The 21,275-nt window shown below is 65.7% G+C and carries 17 protein-coding genes; 11 read left to right on the top strand and 6 right to left on the bottom strand.

Translation table 11 applies throughout. The annotated features are described in order from the left end of the window. Nucleotides 1-61 precede the first annotated feature (61 nt). The 3 genes from LIX00_RS19000 to LIX00_RS18990 form a co-directional block, all read right to left on the bottom strand. Nucleotides 62-973, bottom strand: a complete 912-nt coding sequence (locus LIX00_RS19000; protein WP_227356581.1) for a polysaccharide deacetylase family protein — start codon at nucleotides 971-973, stop codon at nucleotides 62-64. 177 nt (nucleotides 974-1,150) lie between these two features. Further along, nucleotides 1,151-2,119, bottom strand: a complete 969-nt coding sequence (locus LIX00_RS18995) for a glycosyltransferase family 4 protein (protein WP_227356580.1) — start codon at nucleotides 2,117-2,119, stop codon at nucleotides 1,151-1,153. Between the two features lie 140 nt (nucleotides 2,120-2,259). After that, nucleotides 2,260-2,856, bottom strand: coding sequence for a DUF8170 family protein (locus LIX00_RS18990; RefSeq protein ID WP_227356579.1), 597 nt, complete (start codon nucleotides 2,854-2,856; stop codon nucleotides 2,260-2,262). A 131-nt stretch (nucleotides 2,857-2,987) separates the two neighbouring features. On the opposite strand from LIX00_RS18990, the gene LIX00_RS18985 reads away from it, so the two are divergent. Beyond that, nucleotides 2,988-3,410 carry an ArsR family transcriptional regulator gene (locus LIX00_RS18985; protein ID WP_227356578.1) on the top strand — a complete coding sequence of 141 codons (423 nt, stop codon included), beginning with the start codon at nucleotides 2,988-2,990 and terminating at the stop codon, nucleotides 3,408-3,410. Between the two features lie 513 nt (nucleotides 3,411-3,923). Beyond that, a complete protein-coding gene (locus LIX00_RS18980; protein ID WP_227356577.1) occupies nucleotides 3,924-5,507 on the top strand; it encodes a twin-arginine translocation signal domain-containing protein in 1,584 nt (527 codons plus the stop codon). Nucleotides 5,508-5,885: 378 nt separating this feature from the next. Here the strand turns inward: LIX00_RS18980 and LIX00_RS18975 are convergent, their stop codons facing one another. Beyond that, on the bottom strand, nucleotides 5,886-6,056 hold the full coding sequence (locus tag LIX00_RS18975; RefSeq protein ID WP_227356576.1) for a hypothetical protein: 171 nt from the start codon (nucleotides 6,054-6,056) through the stop codon (nucleotides 5,886-5,888). A gap of 634 nt (nucleotides 6,057-6,690) precedes the next feature. On the opposite strand from LIX00_RS18975, the gene LIX00_RS18970 reads away from it, so the two are divergent. From LIX00_RS18970 to LIX00_RS18930, 9 genes are all read left to right on the top strand, one after another. Next, entirely contained in the window at nucleotides 6,691-7,650 is a 960-nt protein-coding gene (locus LIX00_RS18970; RefSeq protein ID WP_227356575.1) for a hypothetical protein, read from the top strand. 126 nt (nucleotides 7,651-7,776) lie between these two features. Then, the gene (locus tag LIX00_RS18965) at nucleotides 7,777-8,700 is read left to right on the top strand and encodes a glycosyltransferase (protein ID WP_227356574.1); all 924 of its coding nucleotides are present in this window, start codon (nucleotides 7,777-7,779) and stop codon (nucleotides 8,698-8,700) included. Between the two features lie 190 nt (nucleotides 8,701-8,890). Beyond that, the gene (gene acs, locus LIX00_RS18960; protein WP_227356573.1) at nucleotides 8,891-10,825 is read left to right on the top strand and encodes an acetate--CoA ligase; all 1,935 of its coding nucleotides are present in this window, start codon (nucleotides 8,891-8,893) and stop codon (nucleotides 10,823-10,825) included. Nucleotides 10,826-10,964: 139 nt separating this feature from the next. Next, nucleotides 10,965-12,695, top strand: a complete 1,731-nt coding sequence (locus LIX00_RS18955) for a bacterio-opsin activator domain-containing protein (protein WP_227356572.1) — start codon at nucleotides 10,965-10,967, stop codon at nucleotides 12,693-12,695. A gap of 160 nt (nucleotides 12,696-12,855) precedes the next feature. Beyond that, the gene (acs, locus tag LIX00_RS18950) at nucleotides 12,856-14,844 is read left to right on the top strand and encodes an acetate--CoA ligase (RefSeq protein ID WP_227356571.1); all 1,989 of its coding nucleotides are present in this window, start codon (nucleotides 12,856-12,858) and stop codon (nucleotides 14,842-14,844) included. 35 nt (nucleotides 14,845-14,879) lie between these two features. Further along, nucleotides 14,880-15,308 carry a DUF4212 domain-containing protein gene (locus tag LIX00_RS18945; protein ID WP_227356570.1) on the top strand — a complete coding sequence of 143 codons (429 nt, stop codon included), beginning with the start codon at nucleotides 14,880-14,882 and terminating at the stop codon, nucleotides 15,306-15,308. Next, nucleotides 15,305-16,948 carry a VC_2705 family sodium/solute symporter gene (locus LIX00_RS18940; protein WP_227356569.1) on the top strand — a complete coding sequence of 548 codons (1,644 nt, stop codon included), beginning with the start codon at nucleotides 15,305-15,307 and terminating at the stop codon, nucleotides 16,946-16,948. Before LIX00_RS18945 ends, LIX00_RS18940 begins: the two co-directional genes overlap by 4 nt. 107 nt (nucleotides 16,949-17,055) lie before the next feature. Next, entirely contained in the window at nucleotides 17,056-17,271 is a 216-nt protein-coding gene (locus tag LIX00_RS18935; RefSeq protein ID WP_227356568.1) for a DUF8119 family protein, read from the top strand. After that, entirely contained in the window at nucleotides 17,268-17,999 is a 732-nt protein-coding gene (locus LIX00_RS18930; protein ID WP_227356567.1) for an NUDIX domain-containing protein, read from the top strand. The genes LIX00_RS18935 and LIX00_RS18930 overlap by 4 nt, the downstream gene beginning before the upstream one ends. A gap of 526 nt (nucleotides 18,000-18,525) precedes the next feature. Here the strand turns inward: LIX00_RS18930 and LIX00_RS18925 are convergent. Then, nucleotides 18,526-19,020 carry a hypothetical protein gene (locus LIX00_RS18925; protein ID WP_227356566.1) on the bottom strand — a complete coding sequence of 165 codons (495 nt, stop codon included), beginning with the start codon at nucleotides 19,018-19,020 and terminating at the stop codon, nucleotides 18,526-18,528. Between the two features lie 80 nt (nucleotides 19,021-19,100). Then, entirely contained in the window at nucleotides 19,101-21,242 is a 2,142-nt protein-coding gene (locus tag LIX00_RS18920) for a beta-glucosidase family protein (protein WP_227356565.1), read from the bottom strand. Between the last annotated feature and the right edge of the window lie 33 nt (nucleotides 21,243-21,275).

The raw sequence follows: 21,275 nt of genomic DNA, 5'->3' as shown, positions 1-21,275 counted from the left end.
ATATTATAGTATTGTGCGTGCCTAAAAACCGGCCTCGGGGACTCAGTTCGGTGCCCGCGTTCTAAATCCGGGCTCGGCGCGACCGCACCCGTTCCGCGACCTCCGCCATCGTCTCGACCCGAAGATCGCTCTCCAGACGTCGACGGTGGAGATACTCGAGGATCGCGTCGATCCGCTCGAAATCTCGGTCGGTTCTGAGGTTGTGCGGGTGACACCACATGTGGAACACGCCGTCGTTTTCGACCGCGTTGTCGATTCCCCTCGTCGCCTGTTTGACGACGGGGTCGCGGCCGACCGAGGTCACCGCCGACCGCGCGACGCCTTCGAAGTTGAAGAGAAACAGCGAGGCGGGCACGTCGACGAGGCCGTACTCGTCCACCCTCGGTTCGACGAGGGGCGGTGCCGGCGTTCCGATCGTCGCGCTCGCGAGCTTCGCCAAGCGTCCCGATTTCGCCGGCGACGCGCCCCGATAGCAGGTAAAGCCGTGTTCGGCGAGTAACTCCGTGTGATCGATCCGGTTCACCGGAAAGACGAACGACGAAAGCTCGATGCCGCAATCGGCCGCCGCCTCGACGCTCGCTTCGAGTTCCCGCGCCGCGAACTCCTCGCTCATCTTCTCGTGGCGAAAATGGACGTGCGTGAACCCGTGGCTCCCGATTTCGTGGTCGACCGCACTCGCGCGAACCGCCTCGATACGGTCCCGCGCGAACCAGATCCGCTCCGGGGTGAGCGAGGCCGTTTCGCGGGTACAACATCGGCGTCCCGCCGGATGGCCGCGATGGGACGACCGGCACGATTCCAGAAACAGGTGACCCGTGATGGCCCACGTCGCTTTGATATCGAGCCTGTCGAACGACTCGCGGAGGTAGGTCCACGCGCGGCGGCCGGATTCGATGTGGTGCTCCGGGAGTTCCGGGCGGTCGTGGAACCCCCACCCGAGTTCCGCGTCCAACGAGATGACGACCGACCCCATGCTCAGCGTCGACCTCCGAGACGGGATGCGGCCCGTCCGGCCGCCGAATAGGGCGTCGCTCGCGGTTCGTCGAAGTCGATTCCAGGTTGGCCGATCGATGTCTGTGTGTTCATCGATGATAGGGATTCTCGTGCGTAGTCTCGGCGACGGTTCTCGGCGTGTTCATCCGTGACTGACTCACTGCGGTGTCGATATCTCGACGGACACCGGCTCCGATCGCTGGCGGCGGTCGGTGCACCGTTCGTACACTCGCCGTAGCTGAGCGCCCATGTCCGCGACGTCGTACGCGACGACCTTGTGACGCCCGTCGGCGCGAGCGTTCGCGTCGAGAACGGTTTCGAGGGCCGCTCGGAGTTCTTCCGCGGACTTCCCCGTGGACGAGTTCGCCACGCCGTCGAGCACGTCGGAAACGAATCCGACGGGCGTGGAAACGACCGGGACGTTGCAGGCCACGGCCTCTTTGACCACCATCGGTCCCGTCTCGTACGTCGAGGTCACGAGAACCGCGTCGCTCGCGTTCATCAGCAGCGGCATCCGCTCGTAGGGTTCGTCGATGCAGGGATAGAGTCGAACCGGTTGCGCTACTCCCTCGACCACCCGCTCCGCGAGGCGATAGTTCTTCTCCGGTCGTCCCGGAGCGGAGGGGAACAGCACCACGGGTTCGTCGGCGTCCCAACCGAGTTTCGAACGCGCCTCCGCCTTGGACATCGGGGAAAACAGGTCTCCGTCGATCGGATACGGGATGTAGTGATTATCTCGACGGACGCACCGGCGCATCATCTGCGACGGGACGATCACTTCGTCCGCTCGTTTCGTGGCCGACGCGATGAGCGCCTCGTACTTGTTTTCGTGGAACTCGCTGCCCCAGAGCGAGACGACGACCGGAAGTCTGGGTTGCGCGACCGCGAACGGCGCCGTCAACCCGAAGTTCGCGTGAACGATATCGTACTCGGAGAGTGACTTCCGGAGAACCGTCGGATAGAACCGAAGGTAGTCCCAGACGGAACGTTGCTCCACGCCGTCCTCGTGGCCGCGGTGCGTTCCCGGCACCGTGACGGTCGTGTACTCGATGTTCGCCGCGTCGAGCGCGGCCTCCTGCGCTCGATAGAAACTTCGTCGAGTGGTCACCAGCTTCAGTATTCTCATCAGTACGAACTACTGTGAAATTGGTAGACATATTATAATAAATGACATAATATCCGTCAGGATCGGTTATCACCGTCGATAGTGGCGGTACGGACCCCTTGAAGGGCGGTGCAATGGATCTCTCCGACCCGACGCTCGGGTCACCGACGGTCGATATCTTCGACGAGCGCCTCGGTCGCGTCGAGCAAACTGTCGGCGAGTTCGTCGTCGGTGGCGTCCGTCGGTCCCTCCCAGAAGACGACGCGGTCGAGGCGGTTCAACAGTCGAACGAAGTGGGAGAACATCCCGTCGAACGGCTCGTCGGTCGGATCGTCCAGATCGACGTAATCGCGCTTGAGCACGCGTATCTTATCCCGATACGCTTCGTGGTCGAGATAGCCCGCCTCCCACTCGTGGCCGCCGTCCGTGTGCTCGTACACCCCCACGATGTGGTCCGCCCGGTTCGCTAGCACCTTGAATTTCGTCGTCCAGAACTCCCACGCTTCGGGCACGTCGTCCATGAGAAAGGCGTGTCCTTCCCGGTCGAGGCGGTTTTTCACGGCGGTGAGCCGCTCGCGTTCGTTTTCTCCGTAGCTCCCGAGCACGAAAAAGGAGCGACCGCTCAGCAGGAACGTCTCGAGGTCGCTATCGAGAGCGCGGTTTATCCGCCGATACTGTTCGCGGGAGAGCGTGTCCTTCGCCGAGTACCGTTTCGTCTCGTCGACGATGCTTCCCATTTCGACGCGCTTGTCCGGCATTGCATGAACTTCGTTCGGTTCCTAATTGTATCATCGGAATCGCGCCTCCCGTCCGCCGCACGTTCCGGGACGTTGATGTTGGCGCTGACCAACATCATTATTACGCTTGCCGCCCTATCTTCACGCGAACCATGTCGCAGGGTGCCGGCGTACGACCGAACGACGAATCGAACCACTTCGACGTCTTCGAGGTGTTCGACGTCATCACGCAGCAGACGCGGAAGGACCTCATCGCGGACATCGTCGGCCATCCGAAGGGGATGCCGAGCATGAAGGAACTCCAGTACCTCAATCCCGACGTCGACCGCACGACGATTCTCGGGCATCTCCGAAAACTGATGGACGCCAACGTCGTCGATAGCGTCGCCTTCCCCGACGGTCAGCGACCGGACGAAGGACCGTACAAGTTTTACTACATCACCGAACGGGCGCGCGAACTGTTCGACAAAAACGGTATCTTCGACCCCGACGTCCGCCGACCTCTCTACGCCCAAGTCGAAAAGCCGGCGGACGTGAAGCACGCGGAGGAACTCGCTCGACCGCAGCTCGAGTGACCGGAGCCGTTTCTTCCGGTGCCGTCGCCGGCAACGCGTATCGTTGTCGAACCCGACTCTGCTCGTCGTCGGCGTCCGTCTTCGAACCGTCCCTCGTTCGACGCGCTCTGTAGCGAGCGAGTACAGCGTCCGCAACCCGCCGTCGATTCGACGGAGCCAACTGCGCGTTACTCCCCGACCGATCGCCGTACGTCGGTGGTCGGATTCTCGCGCGGAGAACGTCGCAATTCAGCGCGAGGTCGATGCCGCTCTTCGACAGTAGGTGCGAGAACGAAGACGACGCATTCGATGTTCGTTTCTTTATGTTTCCGCGGATTTCCGTCGGGGTGGAAACACAACTACCAAAATTTGGTAACTTAAAGACTGGAGATACTAATCCGCAGAGATTAGGTACGGCGGTTAGTACCGCTTTCTCGATGACCGCAGAGCGGCGGGGAGACAAACATATCATCGAAACGTAGTTCGGCGTCTCTGTCGGGACATTATGAAACAAAAGACAACTGAGTTTCCAAAATGAAAAACGAAATCGACACATTCGAAGCGGCCAGCAGCGACGCACCGAACGAGGAGACGACGCGACGGCGCTTCCTGAAAGGGGTCGGCGTCGCCGGCCTCTGCGCCGCCGGCGCACGGGGCATGACCGGACGAGCGAGCGCGGAGTGGAGTCCGCCGGTCCTCGACAACTACGGGACGATCATCGACATGGTCGAGGACGCCGGCGCCGACCCCGACGGTAACGAACCCATCGGTCCGCAACTGCGCGAGTACGCGGACGACGATACGCTGCTGGTGTTCCCGCCCGGCCGCTATCGCATGAACCGCCAGTTCCGGTTCTCCGGCTTCGAGAACTTCGGTATCTACGGGATGTGGAACGTCACCATCGTCCCCGATAATTACTACGATTTCGACGACGGCGGCGACTGGAACTACCGCCTCTTCCGACTCGGCGTCAGCTACGCGCCGGGGAAGGACCTCCTTTTCAAGAACATCTTCGTCGACCAGACCGCCTCCGATACCGGCATCCGCGTGCTCGACGCCGCGGTCAGCGACGGTCTACACGTCCAGAACGTCAACGTCCAGGGCCGTCACGACAGCGGGACGTGGGGGCCGCTTCGCACCGTCATCACCGACCCCGACGGTTCCGGCGTCGTCCGGGGCTTCCGCGCGCCGGACGGCGGTGACTGGACGGAGGACACCCCGGGCGATAGGCTCTGGCGCGGCCCGACGGGCATCATCTGCAACAGCTACAACAAGGGCACCATCACGTTCAAGGACTGCGAACTCGGCGGCTTCCCGGACAACGGTCTCTATGCCGCGAACGGGTCGGGGAAAATCATCGTGGACGGCGGTTTCTACAAGAACAGCCAGACCGCGAGCGTCCGCGTCGGCGGAAGAAACAGCATCGTCAAGAACGCGAAAATCGTCGTGGACGAGAGCAGCGGGCGGGGGAACCAGCACGCCATCCGCGTCGAGAACAGCAACTACGTCCGCGTGGTGAACTGCGACGTCGAAGTGAGCGACCCGAACGGCGACGCCATCAAGACGATGAACGTGGGTCTCTTCCGACTCGAAGACTCCACCGTCAGAACGGCGGGGGACGAGGTGGTGCACGGACTGCGGATTCAGGACAAGACGGAGATGGCACGGATAAAGCGCTCGACGTTCGTCCACGAGACACCCGGCGGTTTCTCCGTCTTCATCGAAGACGGTCCGAATCCGGTGTACGTCGAAGACACCGCGTTCACGGGCGCAGGCGGTCACGAGAGCGCGCGGGCGGCCATTCGCTGCGACCGCGACGACTGCCAGTTCCGCAACCTCGACGTCGAACAGACCGGCTCGTGGCGTCGCCGCGCCATCGAGATACACGGCAACGAGTGCCTGCTGTACGAGGGTCGGTACGTCGGTCGGATGACGCCGCTTCTCAACTACGGCGACGACACGTGGGTCGAGAGCGTCTACGCCGAGTCGGTCGACGACGACGAGGCGGTCAGGCTCTACGAGAACGGCTCCGGCGTGTACCTCAAGAAGAACACGCTCGTCAACGGTATCGACGACCGCGGCTGCGACGGTCTCAGGCTCTACGACAACAGCTACTGAGGAAACCGGCTCTATCGAATCTTATTTGACGTGGTAAATCGGCGACGGCGAAGTGTCGTTGAAGAGGGCGGGCGTGGCGGGAACGAGACCGGTGCCGTTCGGTATCGCGGTGGTTCTCGTAAGCGGAGTCGCTCTCGCTCACCGCCTGCTCCGATACGGAAGCGAACGCGGACCGAGTACCGAATTTTACTCAAACCGGCGCGATAGCCGACCGCGTCAGCAACGTTTTCGGACCGGTACTCGGTGCTTCCGCCGGGAGATCCTCGGTGCGAAGAAGGCCGGGAGAGGGGGAGTCAGACGGAGTCGAAAATCGCTGATACGGAGGTTGTGTCTTTCCGCGGGCAAAAACGAGGAGAACGGCGGTACTGATCGGTCGATTTAGGCCTTCGCTCCCGCGACGCCGCCACCGATCGCCGCGCCGCAGTTACCGCAGGCGACGAGGTAGAATCGCTTCGACGCCGCGAAAAACCCCGTTTTTGCGTCCATCTCAACGAACTCGACGTCGGATTTCTCGGAGAGCGTTTCTTCGCATTCAGGGCAGTGTACCATGCCCGCTCAGAGTGATAGATACGTTATAAGTTTTGTTCTCCCCGGCGACATCGCCGACCGTACTCCCGCGACGCCGTTCCCGATAAACGTCCTGCGGGCGACACGGTTCACGACGCGGAGTACTCCTTTCGGCGGCGAGCACTCGCTTTCCGAGTCCGCGAAGGTTTCGATACGGAAAATCTCGGCTGCAAGTAATGCGGGGTCAGAAAGGATTAATAGTGACAAACTCGTTGGGGTGACTGCACGCCATGTACAAGATACTGTGTGAAACCTGTGGACAGATCGGATTCCATGCGTCGCGCATCGGGGCGGAATCACGGGCGGAATCGCACATCGACGACACCGACCACACGTGCACCATAGAGGCCATGGAGGCCGCGTGATACCGTCCCAGGAGTGACGCAGCGGTCCCCGACGAGGAGAACAGTTACGGGTCTTTATCGAGAGGGCGAGTTCGGTGACTCGACGAGGTGGTTCGCGCGTCAACGACGAGTAAAACGGCTACTCAGCCGGCTCGAGGTTCGAGCCGGCTGAGGTGCGCTCGAACGGGGTTGACGGGGACCGGGCGGGGGGGCCGACCGAACGACCGGCGTCACGACAAGACTTATGCGGGTGTTGGCAGTTCGAATACGGTATGCGTCGCCGCGCTCTCCTCGCGTCCGGTACCTCCGTCCTCGCTACGACCGTGGCGGGTTGTACCGGCCTCGGTCTAAACCCGTCGGCCGGCTCTTCGAGCTTAGTCGGCACGGCTCCCGCCGCTCGGCTTTCGATGCAGGCCGTGACCCCCGCCGAACTCCCCTCGAAACTCCTCTACGCCGTCCAGGCGAGCGAAAAAGCCCGGCTCCTCGACCGAATTCTCGACGGAGGTGCCGCCGTCGACGGAACCCGACCGCCGCTTCCGGCGGATCGACACCTCCTCCACGACGGGACGGTCTATCAACTTGCTCACGACGTAACCGCACGGACGCCAGCGACGCGATACTCCGTGAAAGTGGATATCGTCGAGGGACCCGTGGACGAATCCGAGACGGTTCGGTTCTCCGACCTGCCGAAGGTCGACCGCGAAACGTTCGCCGAGAAGGGACTCGCGAACGGCGAAACCGTCGGCATCGGGACGGCGTTTCTCTACACGGACGCCGAACGAAACCGATCGGCGCTCGTTCCCGAGTCGGACTATTCGGTCATCAGGTGGAAAGACGGTTCGCGGGCGAAGTGGGTCGTCGACGAGGCGCACTCCGCGACGGTCGACACGTATCAGTACACCGGCGAGCGAATCGCCCCCGCCGCCGAGTACGGCCGACGAGTGCGCGAGCGGTTCGCGTTCGAACTCTCGGGACTGTCGGAGGCCCAGCGGGAAATCGTTACGACGGCCGTGGAGGAATCGCACTACCTCGTCGATTCGGGCGAAACACCTCCGCCCGCGCTGGTTTCGTTGGCGCGTCGGTTTCGGAGGCACGAACACCCGACCGCGCTCGGAGAAGACGGAGAGGGGGCTCGAAACGGGGCGTACCTCGTCCGGTTCGACGGAACACTTTACTGGACGGTTTTGATGGTTCACGACGAATCGACGCGGACCGAAACGCGGACGGCGTAAGTGGTACCGTCAGCAGGAGTTAGCTGAGTACCCGCGTCGAAGCTCCGGGGGCCGCGAATCTCCCGTCCGCTCCTCGTCGCTCGGAAACCTGTCGTTTTTATGTACTAACGCGAACGATATTTCCCCATGGGTGAGTTCCCACCGACGACGGTCATCCTGCCCACAACCGAATGGACGACGGCCTGCGCGGAGGTCGCCGAACAACTCGGCCGAGCGGACGAACTCCTCCTGGTTTGCGACGACGATTCGGACTCCATCGCCGACCGAGTCGACGACCTCCCGAGCGGCGTCAGACTCGTCTTCGCGGGTGACCCGGAGGGGTGCTCGGGGAAGGCGAACGCGATCGCCGCCGGAATGCGCGCCGCGGATCGCGACCGAATCGTGTGGACGGACGACGACTTTCACCATCCGCCCGACTGGCTCGCCCGGCTACGCGCCGGTTACGAGGAAAACGGTCCCGTCACCGAAGTTCCGTTCTTCGTCGGACGCGACCCGCTCTCGACGTTACTGGAGCCGATATACGCCCTCGGCGGCACGCTCGGAGTGTACGCCGGGGGTATCGTCTGGGGCGGCGCAGTGATGTTCGACCGCGCCGATTTGGACGAAGCGGCGTTTCTTCGCGATCTCCGCCGGTCGGTGAGCGACGACGGTACCCTCACCGAGCACCTCGACGTGACCCCGCTCCGGCGAACGCGACTCGTTCCGGTCGGCGGAACCGTGCGCGAGAGCGCCGAGCGCCACGTCCGGTTCACGCAGATCGTTAGACGGCACGACCCCGCCGGGTTCGCGTTCATGAGCATCGTCGCAGCCCTATCCGCGGCCGGTGCGCTGCTCTTCCCGCTTCCCGCGATGGCGCTCTTGACGCTGCTCCAACTCGGAATCTACGGCGCGTTCGGAATCCGCCGGTGGACGTTTCTGCTGGCGTATCCCGCGACGCTCGCGCAAGTCCCGCTGACGGTTTACGCGGTCGCCCGCCGAACCTTCGTCTGGGGCGGACGTCGCTACCGCTGGCGCGGGAAGTTCGACGTCGAGGTCGTCGAATCGGGGTAGCTCGAGTTCGGTACTGCAGTTCGTTTCTCGGGGTCTCTGGACCGAGAGCGAACCTTCGCGCCCGAGAGACGGCTTCCTACTTACGACCGTTCCACGCCGAGATCGCCTCCACGATATCCACGTCGACGCACCCCTCTCCCGAACCGTTCAGACGAACGATTTTTGTCTTTTTACGCGAATCTCGAGATGAATGGTCAACGGCAGCGGGAGAGAACCGACCGACGAACGCGAATGGGTGGCGCCGCCGTCGTCGTTCGTCGACGAGGCGAACATCACGGCGACGGACCGCGAGGCGCTCCGCGAGAAGGGGTGGCCGACGTGCTGGGAGGTTGCCGCCGAACTACTGGACTGGGAGCGCCCGTACGACGCGGTGCTCGACGACGCCGGGACGACGCGCTGGTTCCCCGGCGGACGGTTGAACGCCTCCTACAACTGCGTCGACCGCCACGTGGAGGACGGTCGCGGCGACGAGGCGGCGCTCACCTGGGAGGGAAAGCTCGGAGAGACCAGAACGCACACGTATCGAGAACTCTACGACGAGGTGAACGCGTTCGCGGCGTCCCTGCGCGACCTCGGCGTCGGCGAAGGCGACGTCGTCACGCTTTACATGCCGATGGTGCCCGAACTGCCCGTCGTCATGCTGGCGTGTGCCCGCATCGGGGCACCGCACAGCGTCGTCTTCGCCGGCTTCTCGGCGGACGCGCTGGCGACGCGACTGGCCGGCGCGAACTCGGAGTACCTCGTGACCTGCGACGGCTACTACCGCCGCGGCACCGCGCTGGACCTCAAGAGCAAGGCCGATAACGCCTGCCACGACGTCGAGCAAGCGGTCGAGCAGATCGTGGTCGACCGTCTCGACGACGCCCGCGCGGTCGGCGACCACCACTCCTACGCCGACCTCGTCGCCGACCGCGCGGGCGTCGAGGTCGATCCCGTCGAGCGCGACGCCGACGACCCGCTCTTTCTCATCTACACCTCGGGAACGACCGGCGAGCCGACGCTGGTCGGGCACGCGACCGGCGGCTACCTCGCCCACGTGACCTGGACGAGTCACGCGGTGCTCGACCTGAGGCCGGACGACACCCACTGGTGTTCGGCCGACGTCGGCTGGATCACCGGCCACTCGTACGCCGTCTACGGACCGCTCGCGCTCGGAGCGACCACCGTCCTGTACGAGGGGACGCTCGACCATCCGGAGAAGGACCGTCTCTGGGAGGTCATCGAGCGCAACGAGGTCGACGTCTTCTACACGGCGCCGACGTCCATCCGGGCGTTCATGAAGTGGGGGAGCGAGTATCCCGACCGGCACGACCTCTCCTCGCTGCGCCTGCTCGGCACGGTCGGGGAATCGATCGACGAAACGACGTGGCACTGGTACCGCGAACACGTGGGGGAAGGCGAGTGTCCCATCGTGGACACGTGGTGGCAGACCGAGACGGGAGGTATCGTCCTCTCGACGATACCCGGCGTCGACCGGATGCGCCCCGGCGCAGTCGGTCGGAGCCTGCCCGGAATCGGTGCGGCGGTCGTCGACGGGACGGGCGAGCGGGTTGCCGCCGGCGAGTCGGGTCGGCTGGTTCTCACTCGACCGTGGCCGGGGATGGCGCGGTCGCTCCGCGAGGGAACCGACTGGGGGGCGCGGCGGACGAGAACCGTCGACGGCGAGTGGCGGTACGACACCGGCGACAACGCCGTCCGCGACGGGGACGGCTACTTTCACCTCCTCGGACGGGCCGACGACGTGCTCAACGTCTCGGGTCGCCGGTTGAGCACCGCGGAGATAGAGAGCGCCATCGTCGGCGTCGAGGGCGTCGCCGAAGCCGCCGTCGTCGGAAGCGCGGACGCGGTGAGGGGGTCGAAGATCCACGCGTTCGTCAGCCCCGAGTCGAACGTCGGAGGCGACGAGGCGCTCCGCGAGAGCGTTCGAGCGGCCGTCGAGTCCGCCATCGGTTCCATCGCGGTTCCCGACACCGTCACCTTCGCACCGTCGCTCCCGAAGACGCGGTCGGGCAAGGTCGTCCGACGCTACCTCGAGGCCATCGCGAACGGCGAAGACCTCGGCGACACGAGCGCGCTTCGAAACCCGGAGGTCGTCGGCGAACTCGAATCGCTCCTCGATCGGTAGCGGTTCGCTCGTTTCTAACGAAGCGAACCGCGAAATCAGCCGGTGGGGCGCTCGATCGACGGTCGAAGCGGTTCGACGCGAACGTTCGCCGGCCTTTTACCGAACCTTTATTCGTCTCTTCGAGAAAAGACGAAACGTCATGGGCGGCGAAGAGAACGACGGGTTTCTGACGACGGCGGAGTACGAGCGACTCCGTCGGGGAACCGAAACCTACCGCGAAGACATTGTGGTGGCGCTGGCGGGGCGGGTCGGCCTCCGCCCCTCGGAGCTGACCCGAGTTCGTCCCGCCGACCTCCGCCCGCACGAGCGCGGCGACGAGCGCTTCTACCTCCTCGCGATCCCCGAGGGAGACGGTGAAACGCGGGACGCGTACGTCCCGGCCGACGTCGCCCACGACCTCCGAAAGTTCGCCGCCGCGAACGACGTCGGCCGGGACGACCCCTTCATCGCCGTCTCGCCCCGGCGCGTCCAGATGCTGGTCGGCGACGTGGCGGACCGGGTCGACGGCCTCGGTGACGTCACCTGCCGCGACCTCCGCAAGCACTTCGCCTGGCGGCACCTCGTCGAGGAGGGAATCGATCCCCGGGCGGTTCAGGCCGTCGGCGGGTGGAAGAGCCTCGATAGCCTCGCTCCGTACCTCGACGCGCCGACCGCGGCCGAGATCGTCGACGCCTTCGCAAGCCGGACGCGGGGTCGAGGACGCGGCCGTGGCGGCCGCGCCGCCCGAGACTCGCGCAGCGCCGAGCTCCTCGCGTGCGCGGAGGCGCTGGGGCGGGCGTTCGAGGAGGCGTCGACGAACGAGGACGTGGAGCGGGCCGCCTGTGAGCAGCTCGCGGACGTGTACCGCGCCGTCTGGATCTGCGACGAGAGCGGCGCTCCCCGAGCGAGCGCCGCGCCGGAGCGAACCGACGACGTTCCTAGCACCGTCCTCCGCGAAACCGACGCGGTAGCGGAGGGCGAAACGGCCGACGTGACGATTCTCGCAGGCCCGTCCGACGGACCGTTGTCGCGGTGTTCGTTCGCCGTCGCGCCCCTCCGGTCGAGCGAGACCGTCCACGGTCTGCTGTGCGTCGCCGCCGACTCGTTTCGGTCGGCGGATCGAACGCTGCTCGCGGACGTCGGCCGCCGCGTCGGTCGAACCGCCACGTCCATCGCGCGCAAGCGACTGCTCTTGGCGGACACCGGCGTGGTGCTTTCGCTGCGAAGTACCGACAGCGACGAGTTCCTCGTGTCCGCTTCGGCCGAACTCGGCTGTCGCTTCGCGCTTCAAGGAGTCGTTCCGGTCGAGGATCGCTCGCTGCTCTACTTCGTCACGGCCCGCGGGGCCGCCGTCGGGGACGTTCTCGACAGGGTGACGGCGGCGGACGCCGTCGAGGACGCTCGCCTCGTCCGCGACTACGGTGACGACGCTCTCTTCGAGTTCGTCGTCTCCGGCGAGTCGCTGGCGACGGTTCTCGCCGAGCGCGGCGGAACCGTCCGCGAACTCTCGGTCGAGGCGGGCGTCCTCGAGGTTTCGGGGGTCTTCTCGCAGCGCGTCGACGTCCGCCGCGTCGTCGAGGCCGTCGAGGCGGCGTTCCCCGAGACGAACTTGCTGTCCAAGGGTGAGATAGAAGAACCCGCACGGAGCGCGGTAAGCGTCAGGCAGACGGTACGCGACGAGCTGACGGAGCGCCAACAGACGGTTCTCCGGGCCGCCTATCTCGCGGGGTACTTCGAGTGGCCCCGCGGGAGTACGGCCGAGGAACTCGCGGCGTCGATGGGCGTCTCCTCGCCGACGCTCCACAACCACCTCCGGAAGGCGCAACAGAAGGTGTTCGACACCGTGTTCGAGGAGGTCGACCGCCGGTCGTCGGACGTGAGTCGACACTAATTACTTAATTTCGCGGACGGGGACGACGTCGGGAGTGCGCCGTCCGTCGACGTTCGCACCGATAACCGGCGGTTCTGACGCCGCTGCGCCGCGTACGGGGCGGTTTGGTATAGTTAGCTCCACCACTTATATAGAAAAATGGGGGTTGTGAACTTGGCGCATGACCCAAGGAGACGACATCGAACTCGAGGCGCGATTGGAAGATCGAGAGCGGTTCGAACCGCCCAAGTCGTTCGTCGAGCAGGCGAACGTCGCGGACGAGGGAATCTACGACGAGTTCGAGGAGAACTGGCCGGAGTGCTGGGAGCGCGCGGCGGACCTGCTCGACTGGGACGAGGAGTACGACACCGTGCTGGACGACGGCGACGCGCCGTTCTACGAGTGGTTCACGGGCGGGTCACTCAACGCCTCCGCGAACTGCCTCGACCGCCACCTGGACGAGCGCGGCGACGAAACCGCCATCGAGTGGATCGGCGAACCGGTCGACGAGGACGACCGCACGTACACCTACGAGGAGCTCCACCGCGAGGTCAACGAGTGCGCGGCGGCGCTCCGCGAGTTGGGCGTCGGCGAGGACGACGTCGTCACGCTCTACATGCCGATGGTGCCCGAACTCCCCGTCGCCATGCTGGCGTGTGCCCGCATCGGCGCGCCGCACTCGGTGGTGTTCGCCGGCTTCTCCGCCGACGCGTTAGCGACTCGAATGAACGCGGCCGCTTCGGAGTACCTCGTGACCTGCGACGGCTACTACCGCCGCGGCGACTCGCTCGAACACAAGGAGAAGGCGGACGAAGGGCTAGAGGGGGTCGAGCACGACGTGGCGGGCGTCGTGGTCGTCGACCGACTCGGCGACGAGTACGACCACCCGATGGCCGAGAACCACCACGATTACGACGACCTCGTCGCCGAACAGGAGGGTGCGACGGTCGATCCGGTCGAGCGCGACGCCGAGGATATGCTCTTTTTGATGTACACCTCGGGGACGACCGGCGAGCCGAAAGGCGTCAAACACACCACTGCCGGGTATCTCTCCTACGTGGCGTGGACCTCGCGAGCGGTCTTGGACATCAAGCCGGAGGACACGTACTGGTGTTCTGCGGACATCGGCTGGATTACGGGTCACTCGTACATCGTCTACGGGCCGCTCGCGCTCGGGACGACCAGCGTCATGTACGAAGGGACGCCCGATTACCCCGAGAAGGACCGCCTCTGGGAGATCGTCGAAGAGTACGACGTGAACCAACTCTACACGGCGCCGACGGCGATCCGCGCGTTCATGAAGTGGGGGAGCGAGTATCCGGAACAGCACGACCTCTCCTCGCTGCGCCTGCTCGGCACGGTCGGCGAGCCCATCAACCCCCGCGCGTGGAAGTGGTACTACAAGCACATCGGCGGGGAGGACTGTCCCATCGTGGACACGTGGTGGCAGACCGAGACCGGCGGCATGATGGTCACGACACTGCCCGGCGTCGGAACGATGAAACCCGGCAGCGCCGGCCCGCCGCTCCCCGGCGTCGACGTCCGCGTGGTCGACGCCCAAGGAACCGAAGTCGACCGCGGAAAGGCCGGCTACCTCACCGTCGATAAACCGTGGCCGGGGATGTTACGAACGCTCTACGACAACGACGACCGCTACATCAGCGAGTACTGGGCCGAGTACTCCGACACCGAAAGCGACGACCCCGACGAGTGGGTGTACTTCCCCGAGGACGGGGCGAAGTTGGACGAGGACGGCTACATCACCGTCCTCGGGCGCGTCGACGACGTGCTCAACGTCTCGGGCCACCGCCTCGGAACGATGGAAATCGAATCCGCCATCGTCGGCGTCGAGGGCGTCGCCGAAGCCGCCGTCGTCGGCGGCGACCACGAGGTGAAAGGCGAGGCGGTGTACGCCTACGTCATCACCGAGGAGGGCTCCGACGGCGACGAGACGCTCCGTTCGCGCATCGTCGAGGGCGTCGAGAGCGCCATCGGCCCCATCGCGCGCCCCGAGGAGGTCGTCTTCACGCCCGAACTGCCGAAGACGCGCTCCGGCAAGATCATGCGCCGACTGCTGGAGGACGTCGCCAACGGCGACGAGTTGGGCGACACATCGACCCTGCGGAACCCCGACGTCGTCCGCGAAATAGCGGCGGCGGGAGACGACTGAACAGATTCGAAACAGACCGAGTTCAACGATTACCAATGTCAGACAACGATTCGCGAACCCGAGAGGCGACCGCCGACGTCGAGACGGACGGCGGCGTCGAGACCGATCGAGAATCCGTCGATTACCTGGATGCTCGAATCAACATCTTCAAACCGGCGACCCCCTTCATGCGGGACCACCTCAAGCTCATCTGGACGATGTTCATCGCGTGGGCGGTGCTCATCTTCGGTCCCGTGACAGCGACGTACCTCGCGCCCGACTTCATGACGAGCGTCACCGTCCTCCACTTTCCGCTGCACTACTTGCTGACCGCTATCGGCGCCCCCTTGGGGGCGCTCATCCTCTCGTACGTCTACGCCCGCAAGCGCGACCAACTGGACGTGAAGTACGGTATCGACCACGCGACGAAACGATCGACGCCCGACGGTGAGACTGTCTCGACCGACGGAGGTGTCGAGCGATGACGTTCGTCCCCCTTCCGCTCCTTCCGGACGCGCTCAACGCATCGTTCAAAATCGTCCCCGCCGTCATGGTATCGGGGATGTTGCTGCTGTTCCTGGGAATCGGGTACGCGTTCCGCGTCGCGGACACGGAGGGGCTGTGGGTCGCCGGTCGCTCCATCGGAAACGTCGAGAACGGGATGGCGATCGGGTCGAACTGGATGTCGGCCGCGTCGTACCTCGGCATGGCCGCGCTCATCGCGCTGTCGGGCTACTACGGTCTGGCGTTCGTGGTCGGCTGGTCGACGGGCTACTTCGTCCTGCTCATCTTCATGGCCGCGCAGATGCGCCGGTTCGGGAAGTACACCGCACCCGACTTCGTCGGCGATCGGTTCAACTCCGATACGGCGCGCGCCATCGGGGCGCTGACGACGATCCTCATCGGATTCGTCTACTCGGTCGGACAGGCCCGCGGGATGGGGCTGGTCGGCCTGTACGTCTTCGGCGGCGACTACGCCACGATGGTCATCCTCATGATGGGCATCACCGTCGGCTACCTGGCGCTCTCCGGGATGCTCGGCGCGACGAAGAACATGGCCGTCCAGTACGTCATCCTCATCGTGGCGTTCCTTGCGGGCCTGTACGCCGTCGGATACACACAGGGGTACTCGACGTTCCTACCGCAGATCGAGTACGGAGCGCTACTGAGTTCGCTCGACTCGGAGTTCACCGCGCCCTTCCGCGGCAACAGCTACTACCTGTGGATCGCGACGGCGTTCTCGCTCATCGTCGGCACCTGCGGGCTTCCGCACGTGCTGGTGCGGTTCTACACGGTCAAGAGCGAGCGAACCGCCCGCTGGTCGACGGTCTGGGGGCTGTTTTTCATCTGCCTGCTGTACCTGAGCGCCCCCGCGTTCGCGGCGTTCGGAACCGACCTCTACGCGAACAAGGTCGGCCCCGTCTACGGAGCTAACGGCATGAGCGGGGCGGAGGGCGACGTCATCGTCGTCCTCGCGGCGCAACTCGCGAACCTCCCGACGTGGTTCGTCGGTCTCGTCGCGGCGGGCGGCATCGCCGCGGCCATCGCGACCACCGCCGGCCTGTTCATCGCCGCCTCGTCGGCGGCCGCCCACGACATCTACACGAACATCGTCAACCCCGACGCGACCCAACGCCAACAGCTCATCGTCGGTCGCGCCACCATCGTCGCGCTGGGCGCTATCGTGACGGTCACCGCGCTCGACCCGCCGGCGCTGGTCGGCGAACTGGTCGCGCTCGCCTTCTCGCTGGCCGGTCTCGTGCTGTTTCCGATGTTCTTCCTCGGTCTGTGGTGGGAGAACACCAACCGCCAGGGCGCCCTCGCCGGGATGACGACCGGCCTCCTCATCTGGACGGCCGCCGTCTTCAACGAACTCATCCTCGCCACCGAGGCCGGCCCGCTCGTGCCGGCCTACGCAGAGATCTTCCCGGCGGTCGGGGCCGCGCTCGCCGGCACGCCGATCGTGTTCGCCGTCACCATCGGCGTCTCGCTGGTGACCGACGAACCGCCGGAGCGAATCAAGCGCATCGTCCGACAGTGCCACAGCCCCGAACCGATGGGACAACAACAGAGCGCCGAGGACGTCGTCTCGACGGACGGCGGTCGAGTGTCGGGGGACGACTGACGTGAACGAGCGACCCCCCGTTCCGACGACCGGGAGCGACCTCACGACGCGAGCGGTCGACCGCTCCTCCTCGGTCTCGGCGGCGGACGAATCGGAGGACGGGTAGCGTGCCGGTCGTCGGAACCCTCCTCGACCACGTCCGCGAGCACCGGTCCGGTATGGTCGTCGACCTCGCGTTCGCCGTCGTCTGGGTCGCGGCCGTCTCAGCCCTGTTCGACCTGTTACGCGGGCCGACGTGGGCGTACCACCTGTCGCTGTTCGCCGGCGTCGTCGCGTATTTCGGTTTTTTCGCGTCGCTGGAGGTGGCGCGCGACTCGTCGTGACCGGGTCCGCGGCGGTCGTGACGAGTTCCCGACCGCCGCGCTCGGTCGGCCGTCGCACGACCGCGGCGACCCTCGACGTTTCGGTTAAAAATCAAAAGAAACACTACCATTCGATGCGTCGCCCGACCTACAGTATGGACAGCGAACGCCGTAACGAGGTGCGGGCCGCCGTTCGAGAGCGGGCGGAGGAGACCATCCTGAGCGTCGAGCACCGCTGGGAGGACGTGACTCGACTCGACCCGGTTACCGTCTCGCTGTTACCGCACCAGGAGGAGACGTTTCCGGAGAGCGCCGCGGCGTTCTACGACGAGTTGTATCCCTACGCGGCCGGCGCGGCGGTGACCGACGACGCGGGCCGCCTGCTGTGCGTCTCCAGTTCGATTCGCGACGAGTGGGAGACGCCGGGGGGTGCCGGAGAGCCGGGCGAGACGCCCGCGGAGACCGCCCGCCGCGAAACGCTGGAGGAGACCGGCGTGGAGTGCGATATCACCGGAGTGCTGTTCGTCAAGGTGATGGAAGTCGCGTTGGACGCCCCGGAGACGTTGCCGATTCCCGTGATAGGGTTCACCGCCCGACCTACCGGCGGTGACGCGTTCACGGTGGACGAACTCGAGACGCACGACGAGATCACGGATATCGCGTGGTTCGGCCCCGACGAACTCCCGACCGAGATGCGAGAGTACGAGCGGAAGCGCGCACACCTCCGGTCGCTGGTCGGCGGTACGTAGCCCGGAGACGGGCGGCCGCATCGACGGTCGAAGGGCGACCGATTTCGGTTCGTTCAGGACGACGGAGGCGCGGAGATTCCGTCCGCGAACGGGTCCGTCGGTTTCGAGAGGTCGGTCAAAACTATTAGGCCCGTATCGCGGAAACCATCGTCGTGGCGGTTACGAGCGACCGTTCGAGCCACCCCATGGATCTCGTTTCAACCGGCCGCTCATCGTCCGAGTCGCGTTCGGGCCGCCGAAAGCTCGTAACCGCCCGCCACCGTACGTCGGAAGCGACGAAAACTGGACGAAGGATCGCGAAGTGATTCCGACGTTCCGCCGGACCGACGAGTTTGACTGCTTCGTAACACTGACCGGTAATACTGACTGACGCGTGTCGACGAGAATCGACGGAACGCGATACTCGCCTTCCGCGGACGCGCGAGTTCGCTGCGCCCTCCACACGTCCGCCGTCACGATTCCCGTTACCGCTTTCCCTTCCGAAACGCCGCTATCGAACCCCGCGACGCGACGGTCGATACGTCGACTACGGGGAATCGGTATCGGACGAGGCGGCGGCCTCGTACACCGTCCGGCGGTCGTCGAAGTAGGCCGGCGCGTCGTGTTGCGACTCGAATCGGACGACGCGTTTCATCGCCTCGCGGCCGTCGTCCGCGTCCGACCGAAGTTCCTCGACGAGGTCGGTGTAACCGGCGGCCAACTCCTGAAAGGCGGCTATCCGCGCTTGCTTGGCTTCGACGAGCGTCTGTTTCTCCTCGACGTCCGCCTCCAGTTCTTCCAGTTCCGCGACGTCGATTTCGGTTCCGTCTCGGTCGTTCGGTGACGGTGTTACGGGTCCCTCGACGTCGTCCGTCCGACCTTCGAGGCGCTGCCGAATCGCCGCCGTCTCCTCGTCGATGTCGTCCAGCAGTTCGTCGGCTTCGGCGGCCATCGTCGCGACGCTCCCCGAGAGGAGCCCGGCCTGCGTTCGGCAGTACTCGACGAACTCGCCGACCGATAGCTCCGGTTCGTCTTCGTCCATGGCCGAGAGTTGGGTCTTCCGACCGAAATCAGTTGGGACGGTCGGAAGGCGCGGAGCGGCCCGTCTCCGCCGGGTTGCGATCACCCGAGCGCCACCGAAACCCGGTCGCGTATCTCCCGCGCGGAGCGACCGACGAGGAGCGTAAACCGCCCCTCCGAAACGACCCACCCTTCGTCCTGGTCGTAGTACGCGAACGCGTCGCGGTCGAGCGTCACCGAGGCGCGCCGTCGTTCCCCGGGGTCGAGGCGCACCGTCTCGAAGCCCTTCAGTTCGCGCGGGGGACGGGGGACGGGTGGGTCTTCGTCGCGGACGTACACTTGGACGACTTCCTTTCCCGGACGGTTTCCGACGTTGCGAACGGGGACGGTCACCGTCACCTCGTCGCCGTCGCGCTCGACGGACGACTCGCCGTACTCGAACGACGCGTACGAGCGACCGTGGCCGAAGGGGAACAGCGGCGCGATGTCCTCCCGGTCGAAGTACCGGTATCCGACGAAGACGCCTTCGGAGTAGTCGACCTCGTCGTTCGCTCCGGGGAACCGTTCCGGAGCGGCCGTCGGGTAGTCGTCCGCGCGACGCCCGAACGTGAGCGGGAGCCGACCGCCCGGGTCCGCGTCGCCGTAGAGCACCGCCGCGAGCGCCTCGCCTTCGGCCTGCCCGGCGTACCACGTTTCGAGCACCGCGTCCACCTCGTCGACCCACGGGAGTTGGACCGGCCCGCCGGTTCGGAGGACGACGACGGTTCGGTCGGCCGCGTCGGCGACGGCCGAGACGAGTTCGTCCTGCCGGCCGGGGAGGCGGAGGTCGTCGCGGTCTTCGCTCTCGGTCGTATCGTCCTGCACGACGACCACCGCGCAGTCGGCTTCGGCGGCCGCTTCGAGGGCGGCGTCGAGGCTCGCATCGTCGTCGGCGTCGTCGGCGTCGGCCGTCGATTCTCCCCCGTCTCCGGCGCCGAACGCGTCGAACAGCGAGGACTCGGTGATGCGCGGTACCCCCCGTTCGAACCGGCACTCGGCCGCGCGCTCGCGGAGTCCGTCGACGGGTGACGTCCGGGCGACCGGGGTGACCTCCGAGGAGCCGCCCCCGCCGAGTTTGGCGGCGTCGGCGTTCGGACCGACGAGCGCGACGGCGGCGGCCTCGTCCAGCGGAAGCGCGCCCTCGTTTTTCAACAGCACGGTTCCCTCGACGGCGATGCGACGCGCCAGTTGGCGATGCCGGGGCGTGTCGAGTTCGCCGCCCCGCCGCCCGCCGTCGGAGTCGGCACCGAGGAGTCCGAATCGCGCCATCGTTTCGAGGACTCGACGAACCTTCCCGTCGACGACGGACTCGTCGACCGCGCCGGACTCGATCGCGTCGCGGAGCGGTTCGCCGAACAGTCCGCCCTCGTGCATGTCCGGCAGCGTCTCGGGGAACTCCACGTCCGCCGGGTCGACGTCCTCCGGGAGTCGTTCGGCCGTCGCCCGCTCCTCGAACGTGACGCCCGGCATCTCCACGTCGAGACCGGCGCGGGCCGCGCCGACCGAACTCTCGGTCCCCCACCAGTCGGACATAACGAACCCGTCGAAGCCGAACTCGTCTTTCAGCACGTCGCGCAGGAGGGGTCGGTGGTCGCTCATGTGCGTCCCGTTGACCCGGTTGTACGCGGTCATCACCGCGCCGACGTCGGCCTCTTCGACCGCCGCGCGGAACGCCGGGAGGTAGATCTCCCGCAGCGCCCGCTCGGAGACGGCGGCGCTCACCCGATAGCGGTTCGTCTCCTGGTTGTTGGCGACGTAGTGCTTGACGGTCGCGACGACGTCCTCGGACTGAATTCCGCGGACGGACGCCGCGGCGAACCGCGCGGACAGGTGCGGGTCCTCGCTGTAGTACTCGAAGTTCCGCCCGCAGTGGGGAACGCGGACGACGTTCGTCCCCGGCGCGAGTAGGACGTTCTGTCCGTGCGCCCGCGCCTCCCGAGCCATCGATGCGCCCTGTTCGCGCGCGAGTCGAGGGTTCCACGTCGCGGCGAGCGCGACCGACGCCGGAAACGCCGTCGCGGAACCGCCTACCGCGCGAACGCCCATCGGCCCGTCCACCATGCGGAGCGCGGGGATTCCGACCCGCGGAATCGGCGGGACGTAGCCGACCGACGAGTCGTCGGGGTCCGTCGCGCCGTGCAGCAGTCGGAGCTTTTCGTCGAGCGATAGCGACGCCACCAACGACGAAACTCGTTTCCGCGTCACCGGTGTCGCCTCCCGAATCCAGCCATCGTCACC

It is taken from the genome of Haladaptatus salinisoli, assembly GCF_020614375.1.
GTDB lineage: Archaea > Halobacteriota > Halobacteria > Halobacteriales > Haladaptataceae > Haladaptatus > Haladaptatus salinisoli.
The sequence above is the reverse complement of the archived record's forward strand: the minus strand, read 5'-3'. Positions and strand labels throughout refer to the sequence as shown.

Excerpts from the sequence above, each read along its gene's own strand:
- LIX00_RS19000 (WP_227356581.1), bottom strand. The coding sequence starts at position 973 with ATGGGGTCGGTCGTCATCTCGTTGGACGCGGAACTCGGGTGGGGGTTC.
- LIX00_RS18995 (WP_227356580.1), bottom strand. The coding sequence starts at position 2,119 with ATGAGAATACTGAAGCTGGTGACCACTCGACGAAGTTTCTATCGAGCG.
- LIX00_RS18990 (WP_227356579.1), bottom strand. The coding sequence starts at position 2,856 with ATGCCGGACAAGCGCGTCGAAATGGGAAGCATCGTCGACGAGACGAAA.
- LIX00_RS18985 (WP_227356578.1), top strand. The coding sequence starts at position 2,988 with ATGTCGCAGGGTGCCGGCGTACGACCGAACGACGAATCGAACCACTTC.
- LIX00_RS18980 (WP_227356577.1), top strand. The coding sequence starts at position 3,924 with ATGAAAAACGAAATCGACACATTCGAAGCGGCCAGCAGCGACGCACCG.
- LIX00_RS18975 (WP_227356576.1), bottom strand. The coding sequence starts at position 6,056 with ATGGTACACTGCCCTGAATGCGAAGAAACGCTCTCCGAGAAATCCGAC.
- LIX00_RS18970 (WP_227356575.1), top strand. The coding sequence starts at position 6,691 with ATGCGTCGCCGCGCTCTCCTCGCGTCCGGTACCTCCGTCCTCGCTACG.
- LIX00_RS18965 (WP_227356574.1), top strand. The coding sequence starts at position 7,777 with ATGGGTGAGTTCCCACCGACGACGGTCATCCTGCCCACAACCGAATGG.
- acs (WP_227356573.1), top strand. The coding sequence starts at position 8,891 with ATGGTCAACGGCAGCGGGAGAGAACCGACCGACGAACGCGAATGGGTG.
- LIX00_RS18955 (WP_227356572.1), top strand. The coding sequence starts at position 10,965 with ATGGGCGGCGAAGAGAACGACGGGTTTCTGACGACGGCGGAGTACGAG.
- acs (WP_227356571.1), top strand. The coding sequence starts at position 12,856 with ATGACCCAAGGAGACGACATCGAACTCGAGGCGCGATTGGAAGATCGA.
- LIX00_RS18945 (WP_227356570.1), top strand. The coding sequence starts at position 14,880 with ATGTCAGACAACGATTCGCGAACCCGAGAGGCGACCGCCGACGTCGAG.
- LIX00_RS18940 (WP_227356569.1), top strand. The coding sequence starts at position 15,305 with ATGACGTTCGTCCCCCTTCCGCTCCTTCCGGACGCGCTCAACGCATCG.
- LIX00_RS18925 (WP_227356566.1), bottom strand. The coding sequence starts at position 19,020 with ATGGACGAAGACGAACCGGAGCTATCGGTCGGCGAGTTCGTCGAGTAC.